The sequence below is a fragment of the Streptomyces sp. NPDC006235 genome (genome assembly GCF_040613735.1).
Taxonomy (GTDB): Bacteria; Actinomycetota; Actinomycetes; order Streptomycetales; family Streptomycetaceae; genus Streptomyces.
This window is the reverse complement of the sequence record NZ_JBEXSR010000008.1, coordinates 197167-218549: the sequence shown is the minus strand read 5'-3', so window position 1 is coordinate 218549 and position 21383 is coordinate 197167. Positions and strand designations below refer to the sequence as shown.

General features: G+C 71.7%; 14 protein-coding genes and 1 pseudogene. 9 read left to right on the top strand and 6 right to left on the bottom strand.

Annotated features, from left to right (window positions below; genetic code table 11):
- Position 1 precedes the first annotated feature (1 nt).
- On the bottom strand, positions 2-979 hold the full coding sequence (locus tag ABZ192_RS13350) for a DUF4097 family beta strand repeat-containing protein (RefSeq protein ID WP_356924606.1): 978 nt from the start codon (positions 977-979) through the stop codon (positions 2-4).
- A gap of 144 nt (positions 980-1123) precedes the next feature.
- On the opposite strand from ABZ192_RS13350, the pseudogene ABZ192_RS13345 reads away from it, so the two are divergent.
- A pseudogene (locus tag ABZ192_RS13345) lies at positions 1124-1950 on the top strand (hypothetical protein); the annotation flags it as partial.
- 19 nt (positions 1951-1969) lie between these two features.
- Here ABZ192_RS13345 and ABZ192_RS13340 read toward each other — a convergent pair.
- Entirely contained in the window at positions 1970-2149 is a 180-nt protein-coding gene (locus ABZ192_RS13340; protein WP_023586593.1) for a DUF6104 family protein, read from the bottom strand.
- A 114-nt stretch (positions 2150-2263) separates the two neighbouring features.
- Between ABZ192_RS13340 and ABZ192_RS13335 the strand changes: the two genes are divergently transcribed.
- The 7 genes from ABZ192_RS13335 (at position 2264) to fxsT (ending at position 13539) form a co-directional block, all read left to right on the top strand.
- Entirely contained in the window at positions 2264-2680 is a 417-nt protein-coding gene (locus ABZ192_RS13335) for a CU044_2847 family protein (protein ID WP_356924605.1), read from the top strand.
- Positions 2677-4635 (top strand): trypsin-like peptidase domain-containing protein, encoded by a 1959-nt coding sequence (locus ABZ192_RS13330; RefSeq protein ID WP_356924604.1) that lies wholly within the window; start codon positions 2677-2679, stop codon positions 4633-4635. The genes ABZ192_RS13335 and ABZ192_RS13330 overlap by 4 nt, the downstream gene beginning before the upstream one ends.
- A 157-nt stretch (positions 4636-4792) precedes the next feature.
- Entirely contained in the window at positions 4793-5791 is a 999-nt protein-coding gene (locus ABZ192_RS13325) for a MoxR family ATPase (protein WP_356924603.1), read from the top strand.
- Between the two features lie 3 nt (positions 5792-5794).
- Positions 5795-9115: an SAV_2336 N-terminal domain-related protein gene (locus tag ABZ192_RS13320; protein ID WP_356924602.1), complete on the top strand. Its 3321-nt coding sequence runs from the start codon at positions 5795-5797 to the stop codon at positions 9113-9115.
- A complete protein-coding gene (locus ABZ192_RS13315) occupies positions 9112-9264 on the top strand; it encodes a hypothetical protein (RefSeq protein WP_356924601.1) in 153 nt (50 codons plus the stop codon). Before ABZ192_RS13320 ends, ABZ192_RS13315 begins: the two co-directional genes overlap by 4 nt.
- Before the next feature lie 44 nt (positions 9265-9308).
- Positions 9309-10487, top strand: coding sequence for an FxsB family cyclophane-forming radical SAM/SPASM peptide maturase (locus tag ABZ192_RS13310; protein WP_356924646.1), 1179 nt, complete (start codon positions 9309-9311; stop codon positions 10485-10487).
- A 94-nt stretch (positions 10488-10581) separates the two neighbouring features.
- Positions 10582-13539 carry an FxSxx-COOH system tetratricopeptide repeat protein gene (gene fxsT, locus ABZ192_RS13305; RefSeq protein WP_356924600.1) on the top strand — a complete coding sequence of 986 codons (2958 nt, stop codon included), beginning with the start codon at positions 10582-10584 and terminating at the stop codon, positions 13537-13539.
- Between the two features lie 78 nt (positions 13540-13617).
- On the opposite strand, the gene ABZ192_RS13300 is transcribed toward fxsT, so the two are convergent.
- The 4 genes from ABZ192_RS13300 to ABZ192_RS13285 all read right to left on the bottom strand — a co-directional run bounded on the left by ABZ192_RS13300 (position 13618) and on the right by ABZ192_RS13285 (position 20384).
- Positions 13618-17451 (bottom strand): multifunctional oxoglutarate decarboxylase/oxoglutarate dehydrogenase thiamine pyrophosphate-binding subunit/dihydrolipoyllysine-residue succinyltransferase subunit, encoded by a 3834-nt coding sequence (locus tag ABZ192_RS13300; protein ID WP_356924599.1) that lies wholly within the window; start codon positions 17449-17451, stop codon positions 13618-13620.
- A 281-nt stretch (positions 17452-17732) separates the two neighbouring features.
- On the bottom strand, positions 17733-18845 hold the full coding sequence (locus tag ABZ192_RS13295; protein ID WP_306963699.1) for a HAMP domain-containing sensor histidine kinase: 1113 nt from the start codon (positions 18843-18845) through the stop codon (positions 17733-17735).
- Entirely contained in the window at positions 18842-19582 is a 741-nt protein-coding gene (locus ABZ192_RS13290) for a response regulator transcription factor (RefSeq protein WP_010040369.1), read from the bottom strand. Before ABZ192_RS13290 ends, ABZ192_RS13295 begins: the two co-directional genes overlap by 4 nt.
- A 124-nt stretch (positions 19583-19706) precedes the next feature.
- Positions 19707-20384 (bottom strand): spermidine synthase, encoded by a 678-nt coding sequence (locus ABZ192_RS13285; protein WP_356924598.1) that lies wholly within the window; start codon positions 20382-20384, stop codon positions 19707-19709.
- Between the two features lie 171 nt (positions 20385-20555).
- On the opposite strand from ABZ192_RS13285, the gene ABZ192_RS13280 reads away from it, so the two are divergent.
- Positions 20556-21377 (top strand): rhomboid-like protein, encoded by an 822-nt coding sequence (locus ABZ192_RS13280; RefSeq protein ID WP_356924597.1) that lies wholly within the window; start codon positions 20556-20558, stop codon positions 21375-21377.
- The last annotated feature ends 6 nt before the right edge of the window (positions 21378-21383 follow it).

Genomic DNA, 21383 nt, shown 5'->3' with positions numbered 1-21383 from the left:
GTCAGAGCACCTTCTTGTCGGTCGTGCCGTCGGCCGGGACTCCGGCGTCGGCGGCGCCCCGGTCGGAGACGGAATTGTCTCCCGAGCCGGCCGGTGGGTCGTCCTGCGGGTCGGCCGGCGAGCTGCCGGTGCCGGTGCCGGGCCGGGTGTCCCACGGTTCGTCGGGCTCGTCCTCCCGGGCGGGGCGGCGCAGCAGGGCGATCGAGCCGGAGACCGTGGTGGCACGCAGCTTGCCGTTGCCCGCGCCCAGGCGACCGGTGATCTTGTGGGCGCCCCACTGGCCCTGCACCCGCAGATCGTCGAACGCGTTGGAGATCGCGCCGCTCGCCGTGTTCGCCTCGACCTCCGCGTCCGCCGGGTCCGGCAGCCGGATCGCGATCTCGCCGGAGACGCTGGTCAGCCGCACGTCCGTGGGACCGTCCGGGTCGAGGTCGACGATCATGGAGCCGCTGACCGAGTCGGCCCGCACGGAGGAACTGGAGCCCTCGACCACCGTGAGGTCGCCCGAGACGGAATTGAACCGGAGGTCGCCCGTCACGTCCTGGGCCTCCAGATTCCCGGAGACCGTGTCGGCGCGGACCGGGCCGGAGAGGGCCACGAGCGTCGTGTCGCCCGTGACACCCTTCACCACCGCCCGGCCCTCGATCCCGGAGAGCACCGCTGCCGCGCCCACCACCCCCAACTCCACCCGGGTGGAGGCCGGGACGGCGACGGAGACGATCGCGCTGCGGCGCCAGCCCTTGCGGTCCAGCCACTTGAGGAAGCCCTTCCAGGGCAGGTCCTCGTAGGCCACCGTGAGGGTGCCGCCCTGCTGGGTGACCACCAGGGGCGGTCCCTGGATCTCGGAGACCTCCAGGCGGGCGGAACCTTCGTCCGTGCCCACCACGTTCACCGTTCCGTCGACGAGACGCACGTGCAGCTCGCTCACGGGCTCGTCGAAGGTGAGTTTGGTCGGCTCCGCGACAGACCACTCGGACATGGACAGACCTCCCGACAGGACGCGCCATATCGCGTCTCATGGCATTCACGATATATCGTGGGTGGTGAAAGTCAAGGGAGTCGAGGCGCACGTCGAGGCGTACAAAAGTGCTCAAAGAGGGATGATTCGCCCTACCGTGTGACCATGCCGACGGAAGCCGACCGCACCGGTCCCGCCCCTGGGGCACTGCTGTTGTGCCGGGCCGTGCCCGGGGCGGTCGCCCCCGTCGCCCACCTGCTGCGGGAGCGTATGCAGCTCACCCGGGCGGGCGACGCGTGGAGTGTGCTCGTGCCCGAGGGCGGTCCCTGGCGGGACGCCGGCGAGCCCGTCGACCGAGTGGCCACCGGCTGGGCCACGGCCCTCGCCGTCGGCGCGCCCTGGCCCGTCCTCGCCTGTGGTGGGACGCCGACCACGCGGGCTTCACTCTCGCGTCCGGCTTCCGCCGCCCGGTCGGATTCGTCTGGCTCGCGAGCGGGGTCCCGGTGGGGGAGGAGGAGGCGATGCGCACCTTCGCCGCGCGCGTGGGCCTCGACCCCGTCCTGGACCTCCAGGCCCTCGACCAGCTGACGAAACCCGATCTCGCCGCCGATGCCCGCGCCCGCCTGCGCGGCCTGCTCGCGGTCCTCGCGCGCGTGGGCGTCTCCCTGCACCCGGACCTCTCCCCCGGCGAGCCCGCCGACCGCCTCCGGGAAGCCGCCGCGCTCCAGCCCGACAGCCTCCCGGTCGAATGGCCCGGCCGGAGCGACGCGGTCGCGGAACGCGACACCGTCGACCACAGCCGCCTGGGCCCCTGGATGCCCTGGACCGGAGGCCCGAGGGCCCGCGCCCTGGCCCTCGCCCCGGTGGCGGCGGGCGTACCGCTCACGGTCCGGGGCGTACGGCGGCGCGACGGCGGCTTGATCGCGGCGGGAGCGCTGTTCCTCGCCCACGGCCTGCTGAGCCTGGCCTACGCCCTCACCCGCCCCCGCGACCGACCGTCCCGGGAAGGTCCTACTCCTCGTCCTCGTCGTCCAGCCGCGCCAGCCACGTGGCCAGGCGCTCCACCGGCACCTCGAAGTCGGGGTTGAGATCGACGAACGTCCGAAGCTGCTCGGCGAGCCACTCGAAGGTGACCTCCTCCTCGCCGCGCCGCTTTTCCAGCTCCTCGATGCCGCGGTCGGTGAAATACAACTCGTGCTCCTGATCCGGAAGGGGCAAGCCCTTGGCCAACCCCTCCAGGGTAGGCCGTGCGGTCCCGCGAGACCCTGGCCGGGAACGGGTGGGTCACGGGCGGCCAACGTGGGTATGACCCTCGTCTGGTGCACGTGGGCGCCGGCCGTGCTCGACCGGCCGGCGGGGGACTCGACGGGGGACGAGATGAGCCACATCCAGGATGTCCAGCTGCCGGACGGCACGGTGATCACCGCGCGGATCGGTGAGGGCGAGGCGTACGACGACCAGGAGGACGTCGGTTTCACCGAGGCCGCCCTCGCGAAGGTGGAACAGCTCCAGGACTTGATCAAAGGTGTCGGCGCCTGCGTCCTCGACGCCGCCAAGGCGGCCCGCCCCAGTGAGGCCGCGATCACCTTCGGCGTGGAGCTGACGGCCAAGGAGGGTGTGGCGTTCGCCGTGCTCGCCAGGGGGGAGACCAAGGCGTCCCTGCAGGTGACGCTCACCTGGCAACTCGACCGCGGCCCCGCGCAGGAGCCCGGCCCGGCATGACCGAACGCAGCGACCGCCTGTACGAGCTCGCCCGGGCGGCCACCGTTCACCTGCTGGCCGTCGGGGACGACGACAGACCTCTGTGGGGGAGCGGCTTCTTCGTCGCGCCGGGATGGGTGCTGACCGCCGCCCACGTGCTGCGTCCGCACCTCGTGGCGGACACCTCGGTCACCTTCCGCGTACGCGGCCAGGGCATCGACGCACAGGCCCACCTGGAGCAGTGGCTGCTCACCGAACCGCGTCGGCCCACCGTCCCGCCGGAGGAGGACCTGGCACTGGTGCGGCTGGCGGGGGATCCCGCACAGCACCCGCACGAGTGCGTATGGATCCCCGACCGGGCCGTGCGTCACTGTGGCGCGCTCAAGGCGTGCGGCTACTATCCGGGACCGCCCGCGACCCACTTCCGGATCGTGGACGCCGAGATCAACGGCCATGAGGACGCCTACGGGCTGATCATCAAGCCCGACATCGACTTCCCCAGCGGAATGTCCGGCGGTCCACTGGTCGATCCCGTCAGCGGAGCCGTCGTCGGCCTGATCAAATCGCGCCGCAGGCAGCAGGACGGCGGCAAGGCGGTGGCGATCTCGGCGCTGCGCCGTTTCGGGGCGACGTACCGAGCGGTCATGGCCGCCCACGACCGTTGGCACGGCGACGAGCCGTTGTCCCCGACCGGGGACAACTGGGTCGACCTGCAGGACGCCCCGGCGGCCGACAGCGGCGAGTGCTGGACGCCGGCCGATCGCCGCGAGGCCCTCCGGCTGCTCGCCGAACTGCCCCCGCCGCCCGACGCGCCCACCGTCGAACTGCTGGCGAAGAAGGCACGAAGCAACAACCTGTGGCCGGACACCACGCTCGAGTTGCTGACCTGGCGCGACGGTGCCGGACTGCTCTACGAAGGAGGCCGGCCGCTCGAGGCGCTCACCTTCCTGCGCTTCCTGATGTGCGTGGAGAAGTACACCCGCACCAGGGGCGGCGACTGCGCCGCGCTCACCCAGTGGGTCGAAAAGCGGCTGCGCAAGGAGCCCCGCAGGGCCATGCACGATTTCGTCCGCGAGGTCGGCCTGCCGGACGCGCTGCTTCCGGCCCCCGATGACAAGGCGGAGCGGACGGTGATCCCTTACCCCGGCCCGGGCGAGGGCCCCACCGTGGCGGTCCTGCTCGACCCGGTGATCGGCGCTCAGTCCCCCCGGTTCTTCTGGCAGGTCTGGTTCGACGACGGCGAGGGCGAGCCCCTGCTGTACGAGGCCGACGGCTCCGTCCACGGGTTCCGGCCCGAGGACCTGGTCCAGGCCCTGCGGGAGCCCCTGGGCAGGCTGCTGCGGGCCAAGGACCACGCAGACCGGCCCGTGCCCCTCGAAGTGGCCCTGCCCTCCGAGTACTTCGACATGGCCGTGCACCGCTGGCGGTTCGACGACATAGCGGAACTGAACGACACGGGGCACCTCGGGGCGCGCCGCCGTGTGGTCCTGCGCGCCCTCGAGCGCCGGGGAGATCCGGACAAGCTCTGGGCCGACCGCTGGCAGAGCATGACCGGCCTGCGGCGTTTCAGCAGCTGGCGCACGCTCGTGGAGGAAGCCGTGCCCGGCTCGCGCGGCTACCGCAACGCCGAGGCGCACCGCATCCCCGTCATGTGCCGCCCGGCCGGACGCGACCCCGGGCGCACGGCCATGCGGCTCGCCCTGGAGAACGGCCACGGCGTCGCGCTCTGGCACATCGACGGACACGCCTCGCGCACGTGTCCCGAGACGTGCGACACGCTGTACGCCAAGGCGGAGGAACTGCTCGGCACCGTCGGATCCCTCGCCGAACTCCCCGACCGCCTGCGGCACGTGCGCCAGGAGATCAGCGAGCACCGGGTCGAGCGCCCCTGGGCCGAACCCCTGGCACTGATGTACGACGACCCGCGCCGCCCGTTGCCTCCCGAGGACGCGGAACCCCTGGACGCGCCGCTGTGAGCGACGCGTGGCACGTACGGGACGCGTGGGCCGAGCGTCCGGAAACGCCTGTGGGGCGGGCCCGTTGTGGGTACATTTTCAGGGGCCCGTTGTGGGTGCACAACGCCCCCGTCGGCCAGGGCGTGGACGACCACCGACCGTCGACGAGGAGCACATCATGAGCGAGTGGTTCGTCTACCGCGGCACCGGGCAACCGGATCCGGCCGGCATCGACCGGCTGCCCGACCCGCCGGCGTGGCGGAGGTTCGACGCCCCGGTCGTGCCGTACGAGGTGCCGGGGCCCGACTCCTCCACCCGCCGCAGGCTGGGCGAGGACGCCGCCCCGCTGCCCATCCAGGACTCCGGCACCCTCGAACTCGTCAACGCCGCCCTTTACCTGCGGCGACCGCTCCTGGTCACCGGCGAACCGGGCGTGGGCAAGTCGACCCTCGCACACGCCATCGCCTACGAACTCGAGCTCGGCCGGGTCCTGGAATGGCCGATCGTCAGCCGCAGCGAGCTGCGCGACGGGCTCTACACCTACGACGCCATCGGCCGTCTCCAGGACTCCCAGCTGCCCGGCGACGACGCGTCCCGGGACATCGGCCGGTACATCAAGCTCGGCCCGCTCGGCACCGCGCTGCTCGCCGCCGACCGGCCCCGCGTGCTGCTCATCGACGAGCTGGACAAGAGCGACATCGATCTGCCCAACGACCTGCTGAACGTCCTGGAGGAGGGCAGGTTCGCCCTCCCCGAGCTGGAGCGGATCGCCGACCACACCCCGGTCGTCCAGGTCCTCACCGACGACGGCCGCCGCGTCGCGGTGACGGGCGGGCAGGTCCGCTGCCGGGCCTTCCCGTTCGTCCTCATGACCAGCAACGGCGAGCGCGAGTTCCCCGCACCGCTGCTGCGCCGCTGCATCACGCTCGACCTCAAGGCTCCGCGCGACGAACGCCTGGCCGCCCTGGTCCAGGCACACTTCGGACAGGGTTCGTACGACGACAACCGAGACCTGGTCGACCGCTTCACGCAGGCCGAGGCGGACGGTGCACTGCGCCCCACCGACCAGCTGCTCAACGCGATCTTCCTCGCTCAGCACGCGGCCCGGGGCGAGGTCCACCGGCGCGAGGAGATCTCCGACCTGCTGATGCAGCCCCTGGACCGGGGGCCGCGTTAGCCGATGACCGACCAGGCCCCCCACACCCGGCCCTGCGACGTGACCTCCACGCTCACGGCGCTGGTCGCGCGCATGCGGGACGCGGGCATCGGGCCCGGCGTGGAGGAACTCGCGGACGCGCTGTGGCTGGCCCGCTTCCTCCCGGCCCCGGCGGAGACGGCCCTCCCGTCCGCCGCGGACGGAGCCCGCACGGACCTCCCCTCGGCCGACGGCGACACCGGCCCGCCGTTGCCGCCCCCTCGCCCACCGGTCACGGACGGCGAACCGCAGTCGCCCGACGGGGCATGGCTGTTCGCCCCCGGGGCAGGCGCCGCCGACGGCACGTCTCCCATGGAGCCCATCCGCGTCCCGGCCGCACCCGCCCTGCCCGAACCCCTCGCCCTGCAACGGGGCTTACGGCCGCTGCAGAGGTACCGGGCGCCTGTCCGCCCCGTACCGCGCGTCCTGGACGAACACGCCACCGCCCACCGGGCCGCCGAGTCCCGGTTCCTCCTGCCGGTCCTGCGCACCGACCGGCGACGCGAGGCCCGCCTCATGCTCCTGATGGACGTCTCCACCTCGACCGTGGTGTGGCAGCAGGCGCTCGACGAACTGCGCCAGGTCTGCGTACGCGCCGGTGCCTTCCGTGAGGTGCGCGTGCGGTACCTGCACGAGACCGCAGGCGGACTGCCCGGTTGGGCCACCATCCCGGAACCTGCCGGTCCGCTGCACGCCCCCGAGCAGCTGAGCGATCCCACCGGGCGCTGCGTGACCCTGGTCCTCAGCGACTGCGCCGGGCCCATGTGGCGCTCCGGCCGTATACAGCGACTGCTGCACCGATGGGCCTCTGCGGCGCCCGTGGCCGTCGTGCAGCCGCTCCCGCAGCGGTTGTGGCTGCGGACCCACCTGCCCGCCCGGCGCGGGCTGCTCCACCGGCGGGAAGGGCCCGCGGGCGCACTGGAGTTCCGGCCCGACAAGGGACGGGCCGAGCGTGCCGCGCTGCCCGTGCCCGTGCTCGCTCCGCGCCGGGAGCCGGTGGAGGGCTGGGCACGTCTGGTGTCCGGCGCCACCGAGCAGTCGCTGGCGACGGCGGCGGGGTGGGTGCGCCCCGATCACCCGGCGTCCGGGGCGGCGGTCAGGGCCTCTGAGGAGCTGACCGGCCCGGACCGTGTCCGTGCGTTCTGGCGCCCGGCTTCCTCGGAGGCTCGCCGACTCGCCGTGTACCTGTCCGCGGTGCCCCTCTACCTGCCGGTCATGCAGCTCGTCCAGCACGCCATGCTGTCGGGAAGCGGCCCTGACGTGCTCTCCGAGGTGCTGCTCAGTGGCTTGCTCAAACGCCGGGAGGACCCGGACGACCCGTGGGCCGTGCGCTACGAGTTCCTGCCCGGAGTCGCCTCGGAACTACGGTCGCGGCTCGCGGTGGACGACGCCGATCTGCTGCTCAAGCACTGCTCCGACTACGTGGGGCGCCGGTTCGGGCGCGACGTGCGTAACTTCCCCGCCCTGGCCGGGGCGTTCCTGCGCGGCTCGGTCACCCCTGGTGAGGATCTGACGACGGCGGTCGCCTCGGACCTGGGCGAACCCGTCGGGTTGCGGGCGTTCGCCGAGGTGTCGGCGGAGCTGCTGCGGGACCTCGGCAAGCGGATGCCGGCCCTGCCGGTACGCGCGGAGCTGAGTGTGAGAGACCTGCTGGCGCGGGGCCGGGAGGCCCTCGAGCGGTTCCGGCAGGAGGGCTTGACCAGGGAACTCGACGCCGCAGTCGGGTATCTGCGGCAGGCGCTGGAGGCCGCTGGGGCGGAGCCGGAGCGGGCCGTGGCCGCGGTGAGGCTGGCCGACGCGCTGTGGTCCCGTTGGCAGGTGCGAGGCGTCGGGGAGGATCTCCGGGAGGCCTGGCAGACGATCGGCGACTTCGAGGACCTCAGCGCCTGGGGACGGGTGGTACGGGGACGTGTCTGCCTCGCGCAGGCCATGGAACTGGTCAAGCAGGACATCGGGTTCGACGGCATCCCCGACGGCCTCAGGCAGTGGGCCGCAGGGGCCGCGCTCGGCGACCACCGGGCGGAGGACTTCGCCCGTGCCGTGCTGCTGTACCTGGCCGACCGGGACCTCACCTCCGCACTGCACGACCCGGACACGACGGCCGAGCACCGGCACGGCACCGCGCTCACACTGACCTACCTCCGCCGGGTCGTCGCCGACTCGGGAGCGGACGCTGCCGGACCGGACGGCCCTTACCCGGCATCCGGCCCCGAGGAGTGGTACGTCACCCATCTGCACCGGGCCGTCGAGGCCGCCGACGCGGCCCTGGAGTCCTCCCAGGACGAACAGGCGTATGCGGCCAGGGGCCGGCTGTGGCTCGACCTGGCACGCCAGTACGCGGGGCACGGCCGTAGCTTGGCCGCCGCGCCGGACGAGCGCCGCGCGGCCGAGGCCGCCCTGCGCGCCACCGAGGACTTCCTGGCGGCGGTCCGTGAGGAGACCGCCCTCCCGGACACCGAGCGCTGCACGATCTGGCTGGACATGGCGAGCGCCATCGAGATCCACCAGCCGCCGCGCGACGACGGCCCAGAACGCCGCTCGCTGATGCACGCGGTGGAAGCGGCCCTGGAGGCCGCCGGTGACGACAAGGCGCTGAGGTTCGCCTGCCATGAGCGGGCCGCGCACATCCACCGCGCCCGCTATGACCGCTCCGGCTACCAGCTGCACCTGGACAGGGCCATCGACGCCTGGTCGGAGGCCGAACCACTGCTGGACGAGGACGACCCGCGGCGGCCCGACGTGCTGTCCGGCTTCGGGCGGGCCCTGCTCGAACGGGCGAGCACCGTGGACCTGCCCGGTGACATCACCCGGGCCATCGATCTGCTGCGCCGGGCGGTCGACGCTTCCTTCCCGGACGATCCCCGCCTGCCCCTGCGCAGGCAGCACCTGGGCACCGCCCACTTCCTGCGCTTCGGGCTTCACGAGGTGCTGTCCGACCTGTACGAGGCGGAGTGGCTGTTCGGCGAGGCGGCGCGGGGATCGGACGACCCCGGTTTCCTCGGGCAGTGCTGGCTCAACCGCGGGACCGCCCAGGAGTTCCTGCACAGCCGCACGGGCGTGCTCGCACGGCTGCACCAGGCGGCCGACTGCTTCTCCCAAGCAGCCGACCACGCCCGGGAGGCGGGTGACGACGAGACCCGCTCCGTCGCCCTGCAGTCCCGGGGACAGGTCCACGAGCGGCTCGGACGGACGGGCCCGGCCCTGGCCGACTACCGTCGTGCTCTGCCCCTCACGCAGGACTCCGCCCGCCGTGCACACCTCCGCTCCCGCATTGCCCGCATGGAATCCGAAACGGCCGACGAGTGACCGCGCCCGTCGACGACGCCCACATACCCCTGCCCGACGTCCCCCGGCCGGACCACACCGACCACCCGGTATTCGCGGCCATCCTCGCCGAGCTCCGGGCCCGGGAAGGCGAGTCCGTCGTCGTCGCCCAGTACGAGGACGCCCCGTGACGGCGCACCACCCGCCGTCGGCGCACCCGCCGTGGCCGCATGTCCTGCTCGACACCTCCACCCACCGGGCCACACCCTTCCGGCAGTTCGTGCTGAAGGTCCACAGCCGCTGCAACCTCGACTGCACCTACTGCTACCTCTACCGGGGCCAGGACTCCGGCTGGCGCGACCGCCCGCCGCGCGTGCCCGAGGACACCGTGCGGCACACCGCCGCCCGCATCGCCGAGCACGTCCGCGCCCACGGTCTCGACGGGATCCGTGTCGAGCTGCACGGCGGCGAGCCCCTCCTCACCGGCCCGGGCCCCGCCCTGGCCTACACCCGGGCCGTCCGCGAGGCAGTGCCCGCCGGATGCCGGGTCACCGCCACCCTGCAGACCAACGGCACCCGGCTCACGGGCCCGGCGCTCGACGTGCTCGCCGACGCCGGCATCCGGGTCGGCCTCAGCCTCGACGGTGGCCGCGCCGCCCACAACGCCCGCCGCGTCGACCGCGCCGGCCGCCCCGCCTGGCCCGCGGCCCGGGCGGCCGCCCGGGCGCTCGCCGCGCGCCCGGCCTGCTATGCGGGCATCCTGTGCACCATCGACCTGGACGCCGATCCGCTGGACGTCTACCGGTCGCTGCTGGAGCTGAACCCGCCCGCGGTGGACTTCCTCCTGCCGCACGCCAACTGGGGCCACCCGCCCCCCGGGGTCTTCCCGCAGCGCCCCGGACGCCACCGCCCGCACCCCGCCCCCTACGGTGACTGGCTGGTCACCGTCTTCGACGCCTGGTGGGACGAGCGGCGACTGCGCACCCGCGTCCGGCTCTTCCAGGAGATCGCCGCCCTGCTGCTCGGCGCGCCCAGCAGGGCCGAGGCCGTGGGACTGTCGCCGATGGCCGCCGTCGTGGTCGAGACGGACGGCGCGATCGAGCAGGTCGACTCGCTGAAGTCGGCCTACGCGGGCGCGGCGGAGACCGGGCTGGACGTCTTCCGGAACTCCTTCGACGAGGCCCTGCGCCACCCCGGCGTCGCCGCCCGCCAGCTGGGTGAACGGGCCCTGGCCGCGGAGTGCCGGGCCTGCCCGGTCGGGAGGGTGTGCGGAGGCGGCAACTACGTGCACCGGTACGCGCCCGGCACGGGCTTTCGCCACCCCAGCGTCTACTGCGCCGACCTGGAGCGGCTGGTGAGGCACATCGCCCGACGACTCGCACGGACCGCACGGGATGCGACTCCGGATAACTGATCACTCGTCAACTTTGCGCTGATCGAGCCCTTTTGACGCACAATTGAATAACCTGTGCACAGTCGTGACCAGGTTCAGTTGAGGGGACAGCGAGATGGCGGCGGAGCTCGGACACGTCACAGTGATCTTCGCCGGGCAGAGCGAATCCTGGGCCAAGTGGATCGACCACCAGATCCGGGCCGCCGGGCGGGCCACGACGCTGGTGCGCTGGAATCCGCTGCGGCGGCCGGCCACCGTCGAGGCGCTGGACGACCTGCTGAGTGCCCCGGGCCGGATCCTGCTCGTCATCGACGACTGGCACGAACAGCTGGACCGCGACCGTTTCGACGCCTGGGCCGGCGTGCTCAGGCAACTGCTGACGGAACACGGGGACCGGGTCGCCGCCGTCAGCGTCACCGCCCAGCCGATGCCCTCCGCCGTCATCGCCCTCGCCCCCGTCGAACTGCGCGGCCTCACTCCCGAGGCGGCCCGCGACCGCGTCCTGGACCTCGCGGGCATCGCGGGCCCCCTCACCCCGGACCTCAGTCGCGGCCCGCGTTTCCCGGACGACCCGCCGGCGGTGTGGGGCGGCGTACCCCGGCGCAACCACCGCTTCGTCGGTCGCTCCGAACTGCTGGAGCAGGTGTACGGAGCGTTCTCGGCGACCGGGCGGGACGGCGCCGCCGTGGCGTTGCGGGGGCCCAGCGGGAACGGCAAGACGCAGCTCGCGATGGAGTACGTCCACCGGTTCGCCGGGGAGTACGACATCGTCTGGTGGATCAGCGCCGCCCAGCGCGTCACCGCGCGCCAGCAGTTCGCCGAGCTCGCCCCGGCCATGGGTGTTCCGGGCACCGGCGACCTGTCGGCCACCATCAAGGCGGTACAGCGTGAGCTCGACCGCACCGCCCGCCCCTGGCTGCTCGTCCTGGACGGGGCCGAGGAGCCCGAGCGACTCAGCGGGCTGGTCCCCGACGGACGTGGACACGTCCTCGTCACCACCCACCGAGGTGAGTGGTCGGCCCACGCCGAGGTCATCGACGTGCCGGCCTTCGCGCGCCGGGAGAGTGTCGCGTTCGCCCGGCGGCGCGCCGCGCGGCTCACCGACCATGAGGCGGAGCGGCTCGCCCAGGCGGTGGAGGACATGCCGCTGCTGCTCGACCAGACGGCCGCTTGGCTCCAGCTCAACCCGGGCGTCCCCGTCAACGACTACATACGCGACATCCGGGACGGCAAGCCGGACCGATTCGGCGTCATGGCCTCCGGCCACCACCCGAAGTACGAGATCGCCTGGTCCAAGCTGATCAACACGCTGCGGGAGAGCCACGAACCCGCCTGGCAGCTGCTCAACCTCCTGGTCTGCTTCGCACACGACGTCGTCCCGGTACGCCTGTTGCAGACGGCCCGGCTCGCCGACCTGCCGCCCGAGCTGGCCGAACTGATCGCCGAGCCCAGCAGCTGGAACACCGCGCTGCGCAGGCTCTCCGAGGTCACCTCCATGCGCATCGAGTACGAGCAGGGCCCTCGTATGGACGCGCAGACCGTGGGCACGGTCCGTATGCACCGCCTGTTCCACCGGTTCGTACGGTCCGTGCAGTCGCCCCTCGACGCCGCGCGCTACTCCGCCGCCGCCCGCAGGGTCCTGGTCTCCGCCGACCCGCGCGACTCGGCCTCCGCCGGCAACTGGGCCCGATATTCCGTGATCATCCCGCACCTGGAACCGTCCGGTGCCCTGGAGGCCTCCAGCCAGGATGTCCGGGACCTCGTGCTGAACTGCATCGAGTACCTGCGGATGCGCGGCGAGTACCAAGACGGCTGGGCCTTGAGCCGGCTCGCGGTGGACAACTGGCGGCCCAGGTTCGGCGACACCGACCGGTCGGTCCTCGTCGCCGTCCACCAGCTCGGCAACATGCTGCGCAGACTCGGCCGGTACACCGAGGCGGAGCAGGTCGGCCAGGAGAACCTGCGGCGGCTGCGCGACGCCGGCGGGGTCCGTCCCATCGAAGTGATCCGCGCCAAGGACGGTCTCGGCGGCACACTGATGGCCCTCGGCCGCTACGCGGAGGCCCGGACCCTGTTCGAGGAGGCCGCTGAGAGCGCCGCGCGGGAGCTCGGCGGAGAGAACGTACCGCGCACCCTCAGCATCCGGAGCAACCTCGCCGTCGCCATCGGCTTACAGGGCCACTACACCGAGGCGCTCACCCTGCACCGCAGCGTCTTCGAGGCCCGGGTCCAGCTCCTCGGCGGCAAGGACGTCGCCACACTCAACTCGGCGCTGCGCAGCGCCTGGATGCTGCGGCTGCTCGGCCGTTACCGGGAGGCGATGACGATCCAGGGCCACAACTCCCGCGTCCACAGCCAGGTCCTCGACCGCCACCACAGCCAGACCCTGCAGGCCGAGCACAACCTGGCGCTGTGCGCCCGCCGGGACGGTGACCTCCAGTTCGCGTACGCCATGATGCGGGGCGTCCGGGAGAAGCTGCTGCGCCGACGCGGCGCTTCGCATCCCGAAACGCTCATGGTCTCCTGCGACTACGCGATGCTGCTGAGGCACATGGAGCGCGCAGCCGAGGCCAGGGAACTCGCCGAGCTCACCGCCGAGCGGTACGCGGACCTGCTGGGCGAACAGCACCCCTACTGCGTCGGAGCCCGGGACAACGTGGCCACCGTCCTGCGGGACATGGGGGATCGGCGCGCCGCTCTGGAGCTGTCCCTCACCACGGTCCGGGAGATGGAGCAGGCCGTCGGACGGGACCATCCATGGGCCATCGGCTGCGCCAAGAACGGGGTGGCCGCCCTCGCCGCCACCGGGGAGACGGACGCCGCGGCGGCTCTTGGCAGGGACGCCGCCGAACGCTCCGCGCGGGCGCTGGGCGACGATCACATCCTCACGATCAGCCTGCGCGCCGGTCTCGCTCTCGACCTGGCAGAACTGGGCCACCGCGCCGAGGCGGAGAAGCTGCACCACGACGTCGCCGCCCGGCTCACCGTCCTGCTCGGCCCGGACCACCCGCACACGCAGTACATCCTGGAACGCCACCGCCCCTACTGGGATTTCGAACCGCAGCCGATCTGACACTCCGGACGGCGAAGGGCCCGGCCCCGGGAGACATGTTCCCGGGGCCGGGCCCTGCTACGAGCCGGTGTCAGTGGCTCACGCGTCGAACACCTCACGCACCAGCTGCTCCTGCTCGGCCTGGTGCCGCTTCGCGGAACCGACCGCCGGGGAGGAGCTGTGCGGGCGCGAGATACGGCGCAGGCGCTCGCCGTGCGGGACGTCCGCGCCGACCGCCAGGTCCAGGTGGTCGATCAGGTTGAGCGCGATGAACGGCCAGGCACCCTGGTTCGCCGGCTCCTCCTGGGCCCACAGGTACTTCTCGGCGTTCGGGTACTTCTTGATCTCCGCCTGGAGTTCGGTACCCGGCAGCGGGTACAGGCGCTCGATGCGGATGATCGCCGTGTCCGTGACGCCGCGCTTCTGACGCTCGGCCTCCAGGTCGTAGTAGACCTTGCCGGCGCAGAAGACGACCTTCTTGACCGCGGCCGCGTCCACCGACGGGTCGCCGATGACCGGCTGGAACTGGCCGGTCGTGAACTCCTCCGCCTTCGAGGCCGCCGCCTTCAGGCGCAGCATCGACTTCGGCGTGAAGACCACCAGCGGCTTGTGGTGCGGGTTGTGCACCTGCCACCGCAGGAGGTGGAAGTAGTTCGACGGCGACGTCGGCATGGCGACCGTCATGTTGTTCTGGGCGCACATCTGGAGGAAGCGCTCCGGGCGGGCCGAGGAGTGGTCCGGGCCCTGGCCCTCGTAGCCGTGCGGCAGGAGCAGGACCACACCGGAGGTCTGGGCCCACTTCTGCTCGGCCGACGAGATGAACTCGTCCACGACCGTCTGCGCGCCGTTGACGAAGTCGCCGAACTGCGCCTCCCACATCACGAGCGCCTCGGGACGGGCCAGCGAGTAGCCGTACTCGAAGCCCATCGCCGCGTACTCGGAGAGGAGGGAGTTGTAGACGTTCAGGCGCGCCTGGTCCTCGGAGAGGTACTGCAGCGGCGTGTACTCGTCGCCCGTGCTGCGGTCGATGATGACCGCGTGGCGCTGGCCGAACGTACCGCGCTGCGAGTCCTGGCCGGCCAGGCGGACCGGGACGCCCTCCAGGAGGAGGGAGCCGACCGCGAGGGTCTCGCCCATGCCCCAGTCGATCGTGCCGTCCTCGACCATCGCCGCCCGGCGCTGCAGCTGCGGCAGCAGACGCGGGTGGACGGTGATGTGGTCGGGGATGTTGACCTGGGACTCGGCGATCCGCTTGACGACCTCCGTGGTCACCGCGGTGTTCACGGCGACCGGGAACTCGGCCTGCGGGTCGGAGGTCTCCACGATCGTCGGCTGCGAGGTGGCCTCGCGGACCTCCGTGAAGACCTTCTCCAGCTGGCCCTGGTAGTCCTGGAGCGCCTGCTCGGCCTCTTCCAGGGTGATGTCGCCGCGACCGATGAGGGACTCGGTGTAGAGCTTGCGCACCGAGCGCTTCTTGTCGATCAGGTCGTACATCAGCGGCTGGGTGAAGGCCGGGTTGTCCGACTCGTTGTGACCGCGGCGGCGGTAGCAGATGAGGTCGATCACCACGTCCTTGTTGAACGCCTGGCGGAACTCGAAGGCCAGGCGGGCCACGCGGACCACGGCCTCCGGGTCGTCGCCGTTCACGTGGAAGATCGGGGCCTCGATCATGCGGGCCACGTCGGTGGCGTACATCGACGAGCGCGAGGACTCCGGCGCCGCCGTGAAGCCGACCTGGTTGTTGATGACGATGTGGACCGTGCCGCCGGTGCGGTAGCCGCGCAGCTGCGACATGTTCAGCGTCTCGGCCACCACGCCCTGGCCCGCGAAGGCCGCGTCGCCGTGGATCGCCACCGGCAGGACCGTGAAGTCCGTGCCGCCCTTGCCGATGATGTCCTGCTTGGCGCGGGAGACGCCCTCCAGGACGGGGTCGACGGCTTCGAGGTGCGACGGGTTCGCGACCAGGGAGACCTTGATCTGCTCGCCGTCGAGGCCCGTGAAGGTGCCCTCGGCGCCCAGGTGGTACTTCACGTCGCCGGAGCCGTGCATCGACTTCGGGTCGAGGTTGCCCTCGAACTCGCGGAAGATCTGCGCGTACGACTTGCCGACGATGTTGGCGAGGACGTTCAGCCGGCCGCGGTGGGCCATGCCGATGACGACCTCGTCCAGGCGGGACTCCGCCGCCGAGTCCAGCACCGCGTCCAGCAGCGGGATGACGGACTCGCCGCCCTCCAGGCTGAAGCGCTTCTGGCCGACGTACTTGGTCTGCAGGAAGGTCTCGAACGCTTCGGCGGCGTTCAGACGGCGCAGGATGCGCAGCTGCTCCTCGCGCTCCGGCTTGGAGTGCGGGCGCTCCACCCGGTCCTGGATCCACTTGCGCTGCTTGGGGTCCTGGATGTGCATGAACTCGATGCCGGTGGTGCGGCAGTACGAGTCGCGCAGGACGCCGAGGATGTCGCGCAGCTTCATCATCGACTTGCCGGCGAAGCCGCCGACGGCGAACTCGCGCTCCAGGTCCCACAGGGTGAGGCCGTGCTCGGTGATGTCCAGGTCGGGGTGCTTGCGCTGCTGGTACTCCAGCGGGTCGGTGTCGGCCATGACGTGGCCGCGGACCCGGTAGGAGTGGATCAGCTCGAAGACGCGGGCGGCCTTCGTGACGTCGTCGTCGTGGCTGGCGTCGATGTCCTTGAGCCAGCGGACCGGCTCGTAGGGGATGCGCAGCGCCTCGAAGATCTCGTCGTAGAAGTTGTTCTCGCCGAGCAGGAGGTTCGCGACCTGGCGGAGGAACTCGCCGGAGGCGGCGCCCTGGATCACCCGGTGGTCGTAGGTCGACGTGAGCGTCATGACCTTCGAGATGCCGAGCTTGTTCAGGGTGTCCTGGGAGGTGCCCTGGAACTCCGCCGGGTAGTCCATGGAGCCGACGCCCATGATCACGGACTGGCCGGGCATCAGACGCGGCACCGAGTGGACCGTGCCGAGACCGCCGGGGTTGGTCAGGGAGACCGTGACACCGGAGAAGTCGTCCATCGTCAGCTTGCCGTCGCGGGCGCGGCGGACGATGTCCTCGTAGGCCTGCCAGAACTCGAAGAAGTTCAGCGTCTCGGCCCTCTTGATCGCCGCGACGACCAGCTGGCGGTCGCCGTTCGGCTTGACCAGGTCGATGGCGAGACCGAGGTTGACGTGTTCCGGCTTGACCAGGGTCGGCTTGCCGTCCACCTTCGCGAACGAGTAGTTCATCGCCGGCATCGCCTTGATGGCCTGGACCATCGCGTAGCCGATGAGGTGCGTGAACGAGATCTTCCCGCCGCGCGCCCGCTTGAGGTGGTTGTTGATGACGATGCGGTTGTCGAACAGCAGCTTCACCGGGACCGCGCGCACGGACGTGGCCGTGGGCAGCTCCAGGGAGGCGTCCATGTTCTTCGCGACCGCGGCGGCGGGGCCGCGCAGGACGACCTGCTCGGGACCCGAGGGGGCCTCACCGGTGGGTTCGGCCTTCGGCTTCGCGGCGGCGGGCTTGGCGGCCGGGGCGGCCTTCGCCTGAGCCGGTGCCTGCGCCTGGGCGGGAGCCTGAGCCGGGGCCTGCGCGGCGGGCTTCGCCTGGGCGGGAGCCGGCGCGGCGGCCGCGGGCTTCGGCGCCGCCGGGGCGGGGGCCGCAGCCTGGGCCGGGGCGGCCGGGGCCGCCGGCTGAGCGGTGGTGGTCCCCGCGGCCCCCGCGGCCGCGGTACCCGCCGGAGCCGAGGCGGCAGCGGCGCCCGGCTTGTAGTCGGCGAAGAAGTCCCACCAGGCTCGGTCTACGGAATTCGGGTCCTGGAGGTACTGCTGATAGATCTCGTCGACGAGCCACTCGTTGGCACCGAACGACGCGGCAGGGTTCTTCCCCGCTTGGTCGGTGTCGGTCGAGATGCTCGAGTTACTGGGGGACTGTGGCGACACGGCGGCAACCGCCCTCTTCCGCTTCACAAGATGATGGACAGCGGGAATCAAGGCTACGCCCCCAGGACCGGGTAGGTCAGGTCGGGCCCGTTCAACGTCGTGCAAGTCACATCTTGAAGTGTGTTTCGGGGCTTGAAATGGCGGGAAACAAGCGTGGTTCCGCTTAAAGAGGGAAGGGCGGGGCAGGGCCTCGGGCGCCGACGGCGCGGGCCTGTGCCTGATCACACGTGTCCGTCAGCGCGGACGCCCGTGGATCTTGTGGCTCCGCTTCGAACTTTACGTCAACTTGGCACAGATGGAAGTCCCGGAAGAGTGACAAGAATCCGGCAACCCCGCTCGGATTCGGCCACTCCGATCCGCCCGCCGTGCAGATCCACCGCCCAGCGCGCGATGGCCAGGCCGAGCCCCGTACCGCCGTCGCTCCCCGGTCCCTGCGGCCGCTTGACGTTGCCGCGGTTGAACCGCTCGAAGACGCGGTGCCACTCGGACTTCGGAATGCCGGGGCCCTCGTCCAGGACCTCCAGCTCCAGCGACTCCGGCAGCGCGCCGCGCCGCGCCTTGACCGTCACACGGCCGTGCGGCGGGCTGTGCTTGACCGCGTTGTCGATGAGGTTGGCCACGACCTGGTGGATGCGCTCCGGGTCGGCGTGCGCGGTCAACTCCGGCGGGTGCACGTCGAGGTGCAGATGGACGTCCGTACGGGTGTGACTGCCCGAGCCGGTGGCGATGCCCGCGCGCACGGAGGCGACCATGTTGGCCTCCTTCAGCACACCGGACAGGTACGGCCACACCTCGAACCGCCGCTGTTTCAGCGGTACGACGCCGTTGTCCAGCCGGGACAGGTCCAGCAGCGTCTCCACCAGCCGGCCGAGCCGCTCGGTCTGCTTCAGCGCCGTGCGCATCGTCTCCGGGTCGGCCTGCGTGACGCCGTCGACGATGTTCTCCAGCACCGCGCGCAGGCCCGCGATGGGCGTGCGCAGCTCGTGCGAGACATTCGCCACGAGTTCCTTGCGCTGGCTGTCCTGCGCCTCCAGCTCGTCGGCCATGGCGTTGATCGTCACGGCCAGGTCGCCCAGCTCGTCACGGCGGTTCTCCCGCGTCCGGCGGGTGTAGTCGCCCTGCGAGATGGAACGGGCCACGGCCGTCATCTCGTCCAGCGGTGCGGTGAGCGAATGGGCCACGAACTGCGTAATGAGCAGTGTGGCGATCATCGAGAAGACCGTGATGAAGCGCAGCTCCGTCTTCGTGTGCACCGCGATCACCGACAGGCCCGTGGTGATCAGCACCGAGATGACGACCAGCGCGCCCAGCTTGGTCTTGATCGAGAACGGGCTCACCCCGCCCCAGGGTTCCGGCTCCCGGGGGTTTCTCCGTGCGGCCGGCCCGCCGCTCATGGCGTCGGGGTCTCCAGGGCGTAGCCGACGCCGTGCACCGTACGGATCCGCTCGGCGCCGATCTTCCGGCGCAGCGCCTTGATGTGGCTGTCGACCGTGCGGGTGCCGGAGGCGTCCGCCCAGTCCCAGACCTCGGCGAGCAGCTGTTCGCGGGAGAGCACCGCGCGCGGGGTGTTCGCCAGGCACACGAGGAGATCGAACTCGGTGGGCGTGAGGTGAACATCCTCACTGCGCACCCGGACCCGGCGCTGCGCGTGGTCGATCTCCAGCTCGCCGAGGCGCAGGATGCCGCTGCGCGGCGTCGCGGCGGCCAGCGCGGCCCGCTCCACGCGGCGCAGCAGCACGTGCACGCGCGCCGCCAGCTCCCGCATCGAGAACGGCTTCGTCATGTAGTCGTCGGCGCCGACACCGAGCCCGACCAGCATGTCGGTCTCGTCGTCGCGCGCGGTGAGCATCAGCACCGGCACCGGCCGGGCGGCCTGCACGCGCCGGCAGACCTCCAGACCGTCGAAACCGGGCAGCATGATGTCGAGGATCAGCAGGTCGGGCTGCCAGGCCTCGGCCGTGTCGACGGCGGCCGGACCGTCACCCGCTGTTTGCACGAGGAATCCCTCGGCTCGCAGGCGGGTCGCGATGGCGTCCACGATCGTGGCGTCGTCCTCGACGACGAGAACCCGGCGCTGTGCGCCCGGTGTAGCCGTCGCCGAACCGTTGTGGGAGGTGTGTGTCTGCTCCATCGCCCGCCCCTGGGGTGTGCTTTCCGGAATCAGTGGGGTGATTCCTCGGTCTGCGCATGGTTGCGATTGACGCTTGAATGATCGGCGTCAGAGGAGCAGCGTACGGGGAGTCAGCACACCTTTGCTATCCAGGGCTGATGCCGAGGTGCACGACGTCCGGAACGCCCCGGGCAACCGGGATCTCTTCGGTACGCACCTGTTGGAACCCGACATTCCGCAGGGTTTCTTCGAATTCCGGGGAGGGCTGGGCGGACCAGACCGCGAGCACCCCGCCGGGCCTCAACACCCGTACGCAGCTTGCCAGTCCGGCTTCCCCGTAGAGGATTTCGTTGCTCTCCGTGACGGTCCAGCCGGGTCCGTTGTCGATGTCGAGGCACAGGGCGTCGTACGTGTCGGATGTCTCATTGACGTAGGCCACGAGATCCGCTTCGACGATTTCCGTGCGGGGGTCGGCGAGGGCCTCGGCGGAGAAGGGGGAGAGCGGGCCGTCGCGATGCCATTCGACAATCGCGCGCTCCCGTTCCACGACCGTGATCCCTCCCCAGCGAGGGTTCGCCGCCGCGTGGGCGAGGGAGAACCCGACGCCGAGTCCGCCGATCAGCACCTCCGGGCGGTCCCGGCCGGTCAGGGCGTCCAGGGCCGCGTCGACCAGCCGCCGCTCCGAGCGGCCGTCCGAGGTGTCCATCAGGAAGCAGCCGTTCGCGATGATCTCCAGCCGGCCGCCGTGCCGTCGCAGCACGACCTCGCCGTGCGGGCCCTGGCGACGGTCCAGCACGAGGGGGGTGTCGTTCGAGGTGGGCATCCGAGCATCCTGGCAGGTGAGGGGCGTCCGGCGCCAAGCATTACGGAGGGGCCGGCAGGGGACGCCGTGCGCTGCTGTCAGGTTGCTGTGAATCGGGTCTCGCGTGGCGCCCGTCACAGACAGGGGACGAAGGTGCGCGAAGGGTGGGACATGACGGAAGGAGCGCCCGCCGTGGACCGCACTGCGCCGGCCGACGAGACGGCCACGCCGACGCCTTCGGACGCGCCCGTTTCCGAGGTGCCGGCGCTGCTGGACGGGGTGCCGCGGCAGCGGGCCGGCGGCCGGGTGCCGTGCGGAACCGCGGGCCCGGACGTGCGAGAGCCCACCGCGGTGGAGAAGCCCCGGCTCCGGACACCGCGGCTGTGGCGGCTGCTCCCCACTCCCACGGGTACGCCGTTCACGTTCGGCTACGGGATCGTCCTCTGTCTGACCTCGCTGTTCTCCGCGTACGCGGACCCCGTCCTGGTGCACGCCCTGCTCCAGGGCTCCAGTACGGATGTGGCGCACCTGGTGCGGACGCCGGAGCTGGTGCTGGTCGGCAGCGCGCTGTGGCTCGCGGGCGGGGTGGCCTCGCCGTTCGCGATCGGGTTCGTGCTTGTGCTGACCGCGCTGGAACGGCGGATCGGCGGCCTGCGCACGGCCGGTGTCTTCCTGCTCGGGCACGTCCTCGCGACCCTGGCGACCGAGGTCCCGGTCGGGCTCGCGGTGCTGGCCGGGCAGCTCCCCGAGAGCTCGCTGCACCGCCTCGACTACGGCGTCAGCTTCGGCGTCGCCGCCGGCACCGGCGCCCTGGCCGGACTGCTGCCGCTCCGGCTGCGCGTGCCGCTGCTGGCCGGCTTCGGCGGGATGCTGCTCCAGGACCTGCTCGCCCTCACCGACCCGTTGACGAACTGGGGGCATCTGATCGCCCTGGCCATCGGTGTCGCGACCTGGCCGGTGCTCCGGCGGTGGCGGGACAGGCCCACCGGCCCGCTCGGACCGGCCCGGCGCTGAAGGCGG

What these genes read in the sequence shown, in the direction of transcription:
- ABZ192_RS13350 (WP_356924606.1), bottom strand. Translation starts at nt 979, where the DNA reads ATGTCCGAGTGGTCTGTCGCGGAGCCGACCAAACTCACCTTCGACGAG.
- ABZ192_RS13335 (WP_356924605.1), top strand. Translation starts at nt 2,264, where the DNA reads ATGACCCTCGTCTGGTGCACGTGGGCGCCGGCCGTGCTCGACCGGCCG.
- ABZ192_RS13330 (WP_356924604.1), top strand. Translation starts at nt 2,677, where the DNA reads ATGACCGAACGCAGCGACCGCCTGTACGAGCTCGCCCGGGCGGCCACC.
- ABZ192_RS13325 (WP_356924603.1), top strand. Translation starts at nt 4,793, where the DNA reads ATGAGCGAGTGGTTCGTCTACCGCGGCACCGGGCAACCGGATCCGGCC.
- ABZ192_RS13320 (WP_356924602.1), top strand. Translation starts at nt 5,795, where the DNA reads ATGACCGACCAGGCCCCCCACACCCGGCCCTGCGACGTGACCTCCACG.
- fxsT (WP_356924600.1), top strand. Translation starts at nt 10,582, where the DNA reads ATGGCGGCGGAGCTCGGACACGTCACAGTGATCTTCGCCGGGCAGAGC.
- ABZ192_RS13295 (WP_306963699.1), bottom strand. Translation starts at nt 18,845, where the DNA reads ATGAGCGGCGGGCCGGCCGCACGGAGAAACCCCCGGGAGCCGGAACCC.
- ABZ192_RS13290 (WP_010040369.1), bottom strand. Translation starts at nt 19,582, where the DNA reads ATGGAGCAGACACACACCTCCCACAACGGTTCGGCGACGGCTACACCG.
- ABZ192_RS13285 (WP_356924598.1), bottom strand. Translation starts at nt 20,384, where the DNA reads ATGCCCACCTCGAACGACACCCCCCTCGTGCTGGACCGTCGCCAGGGC.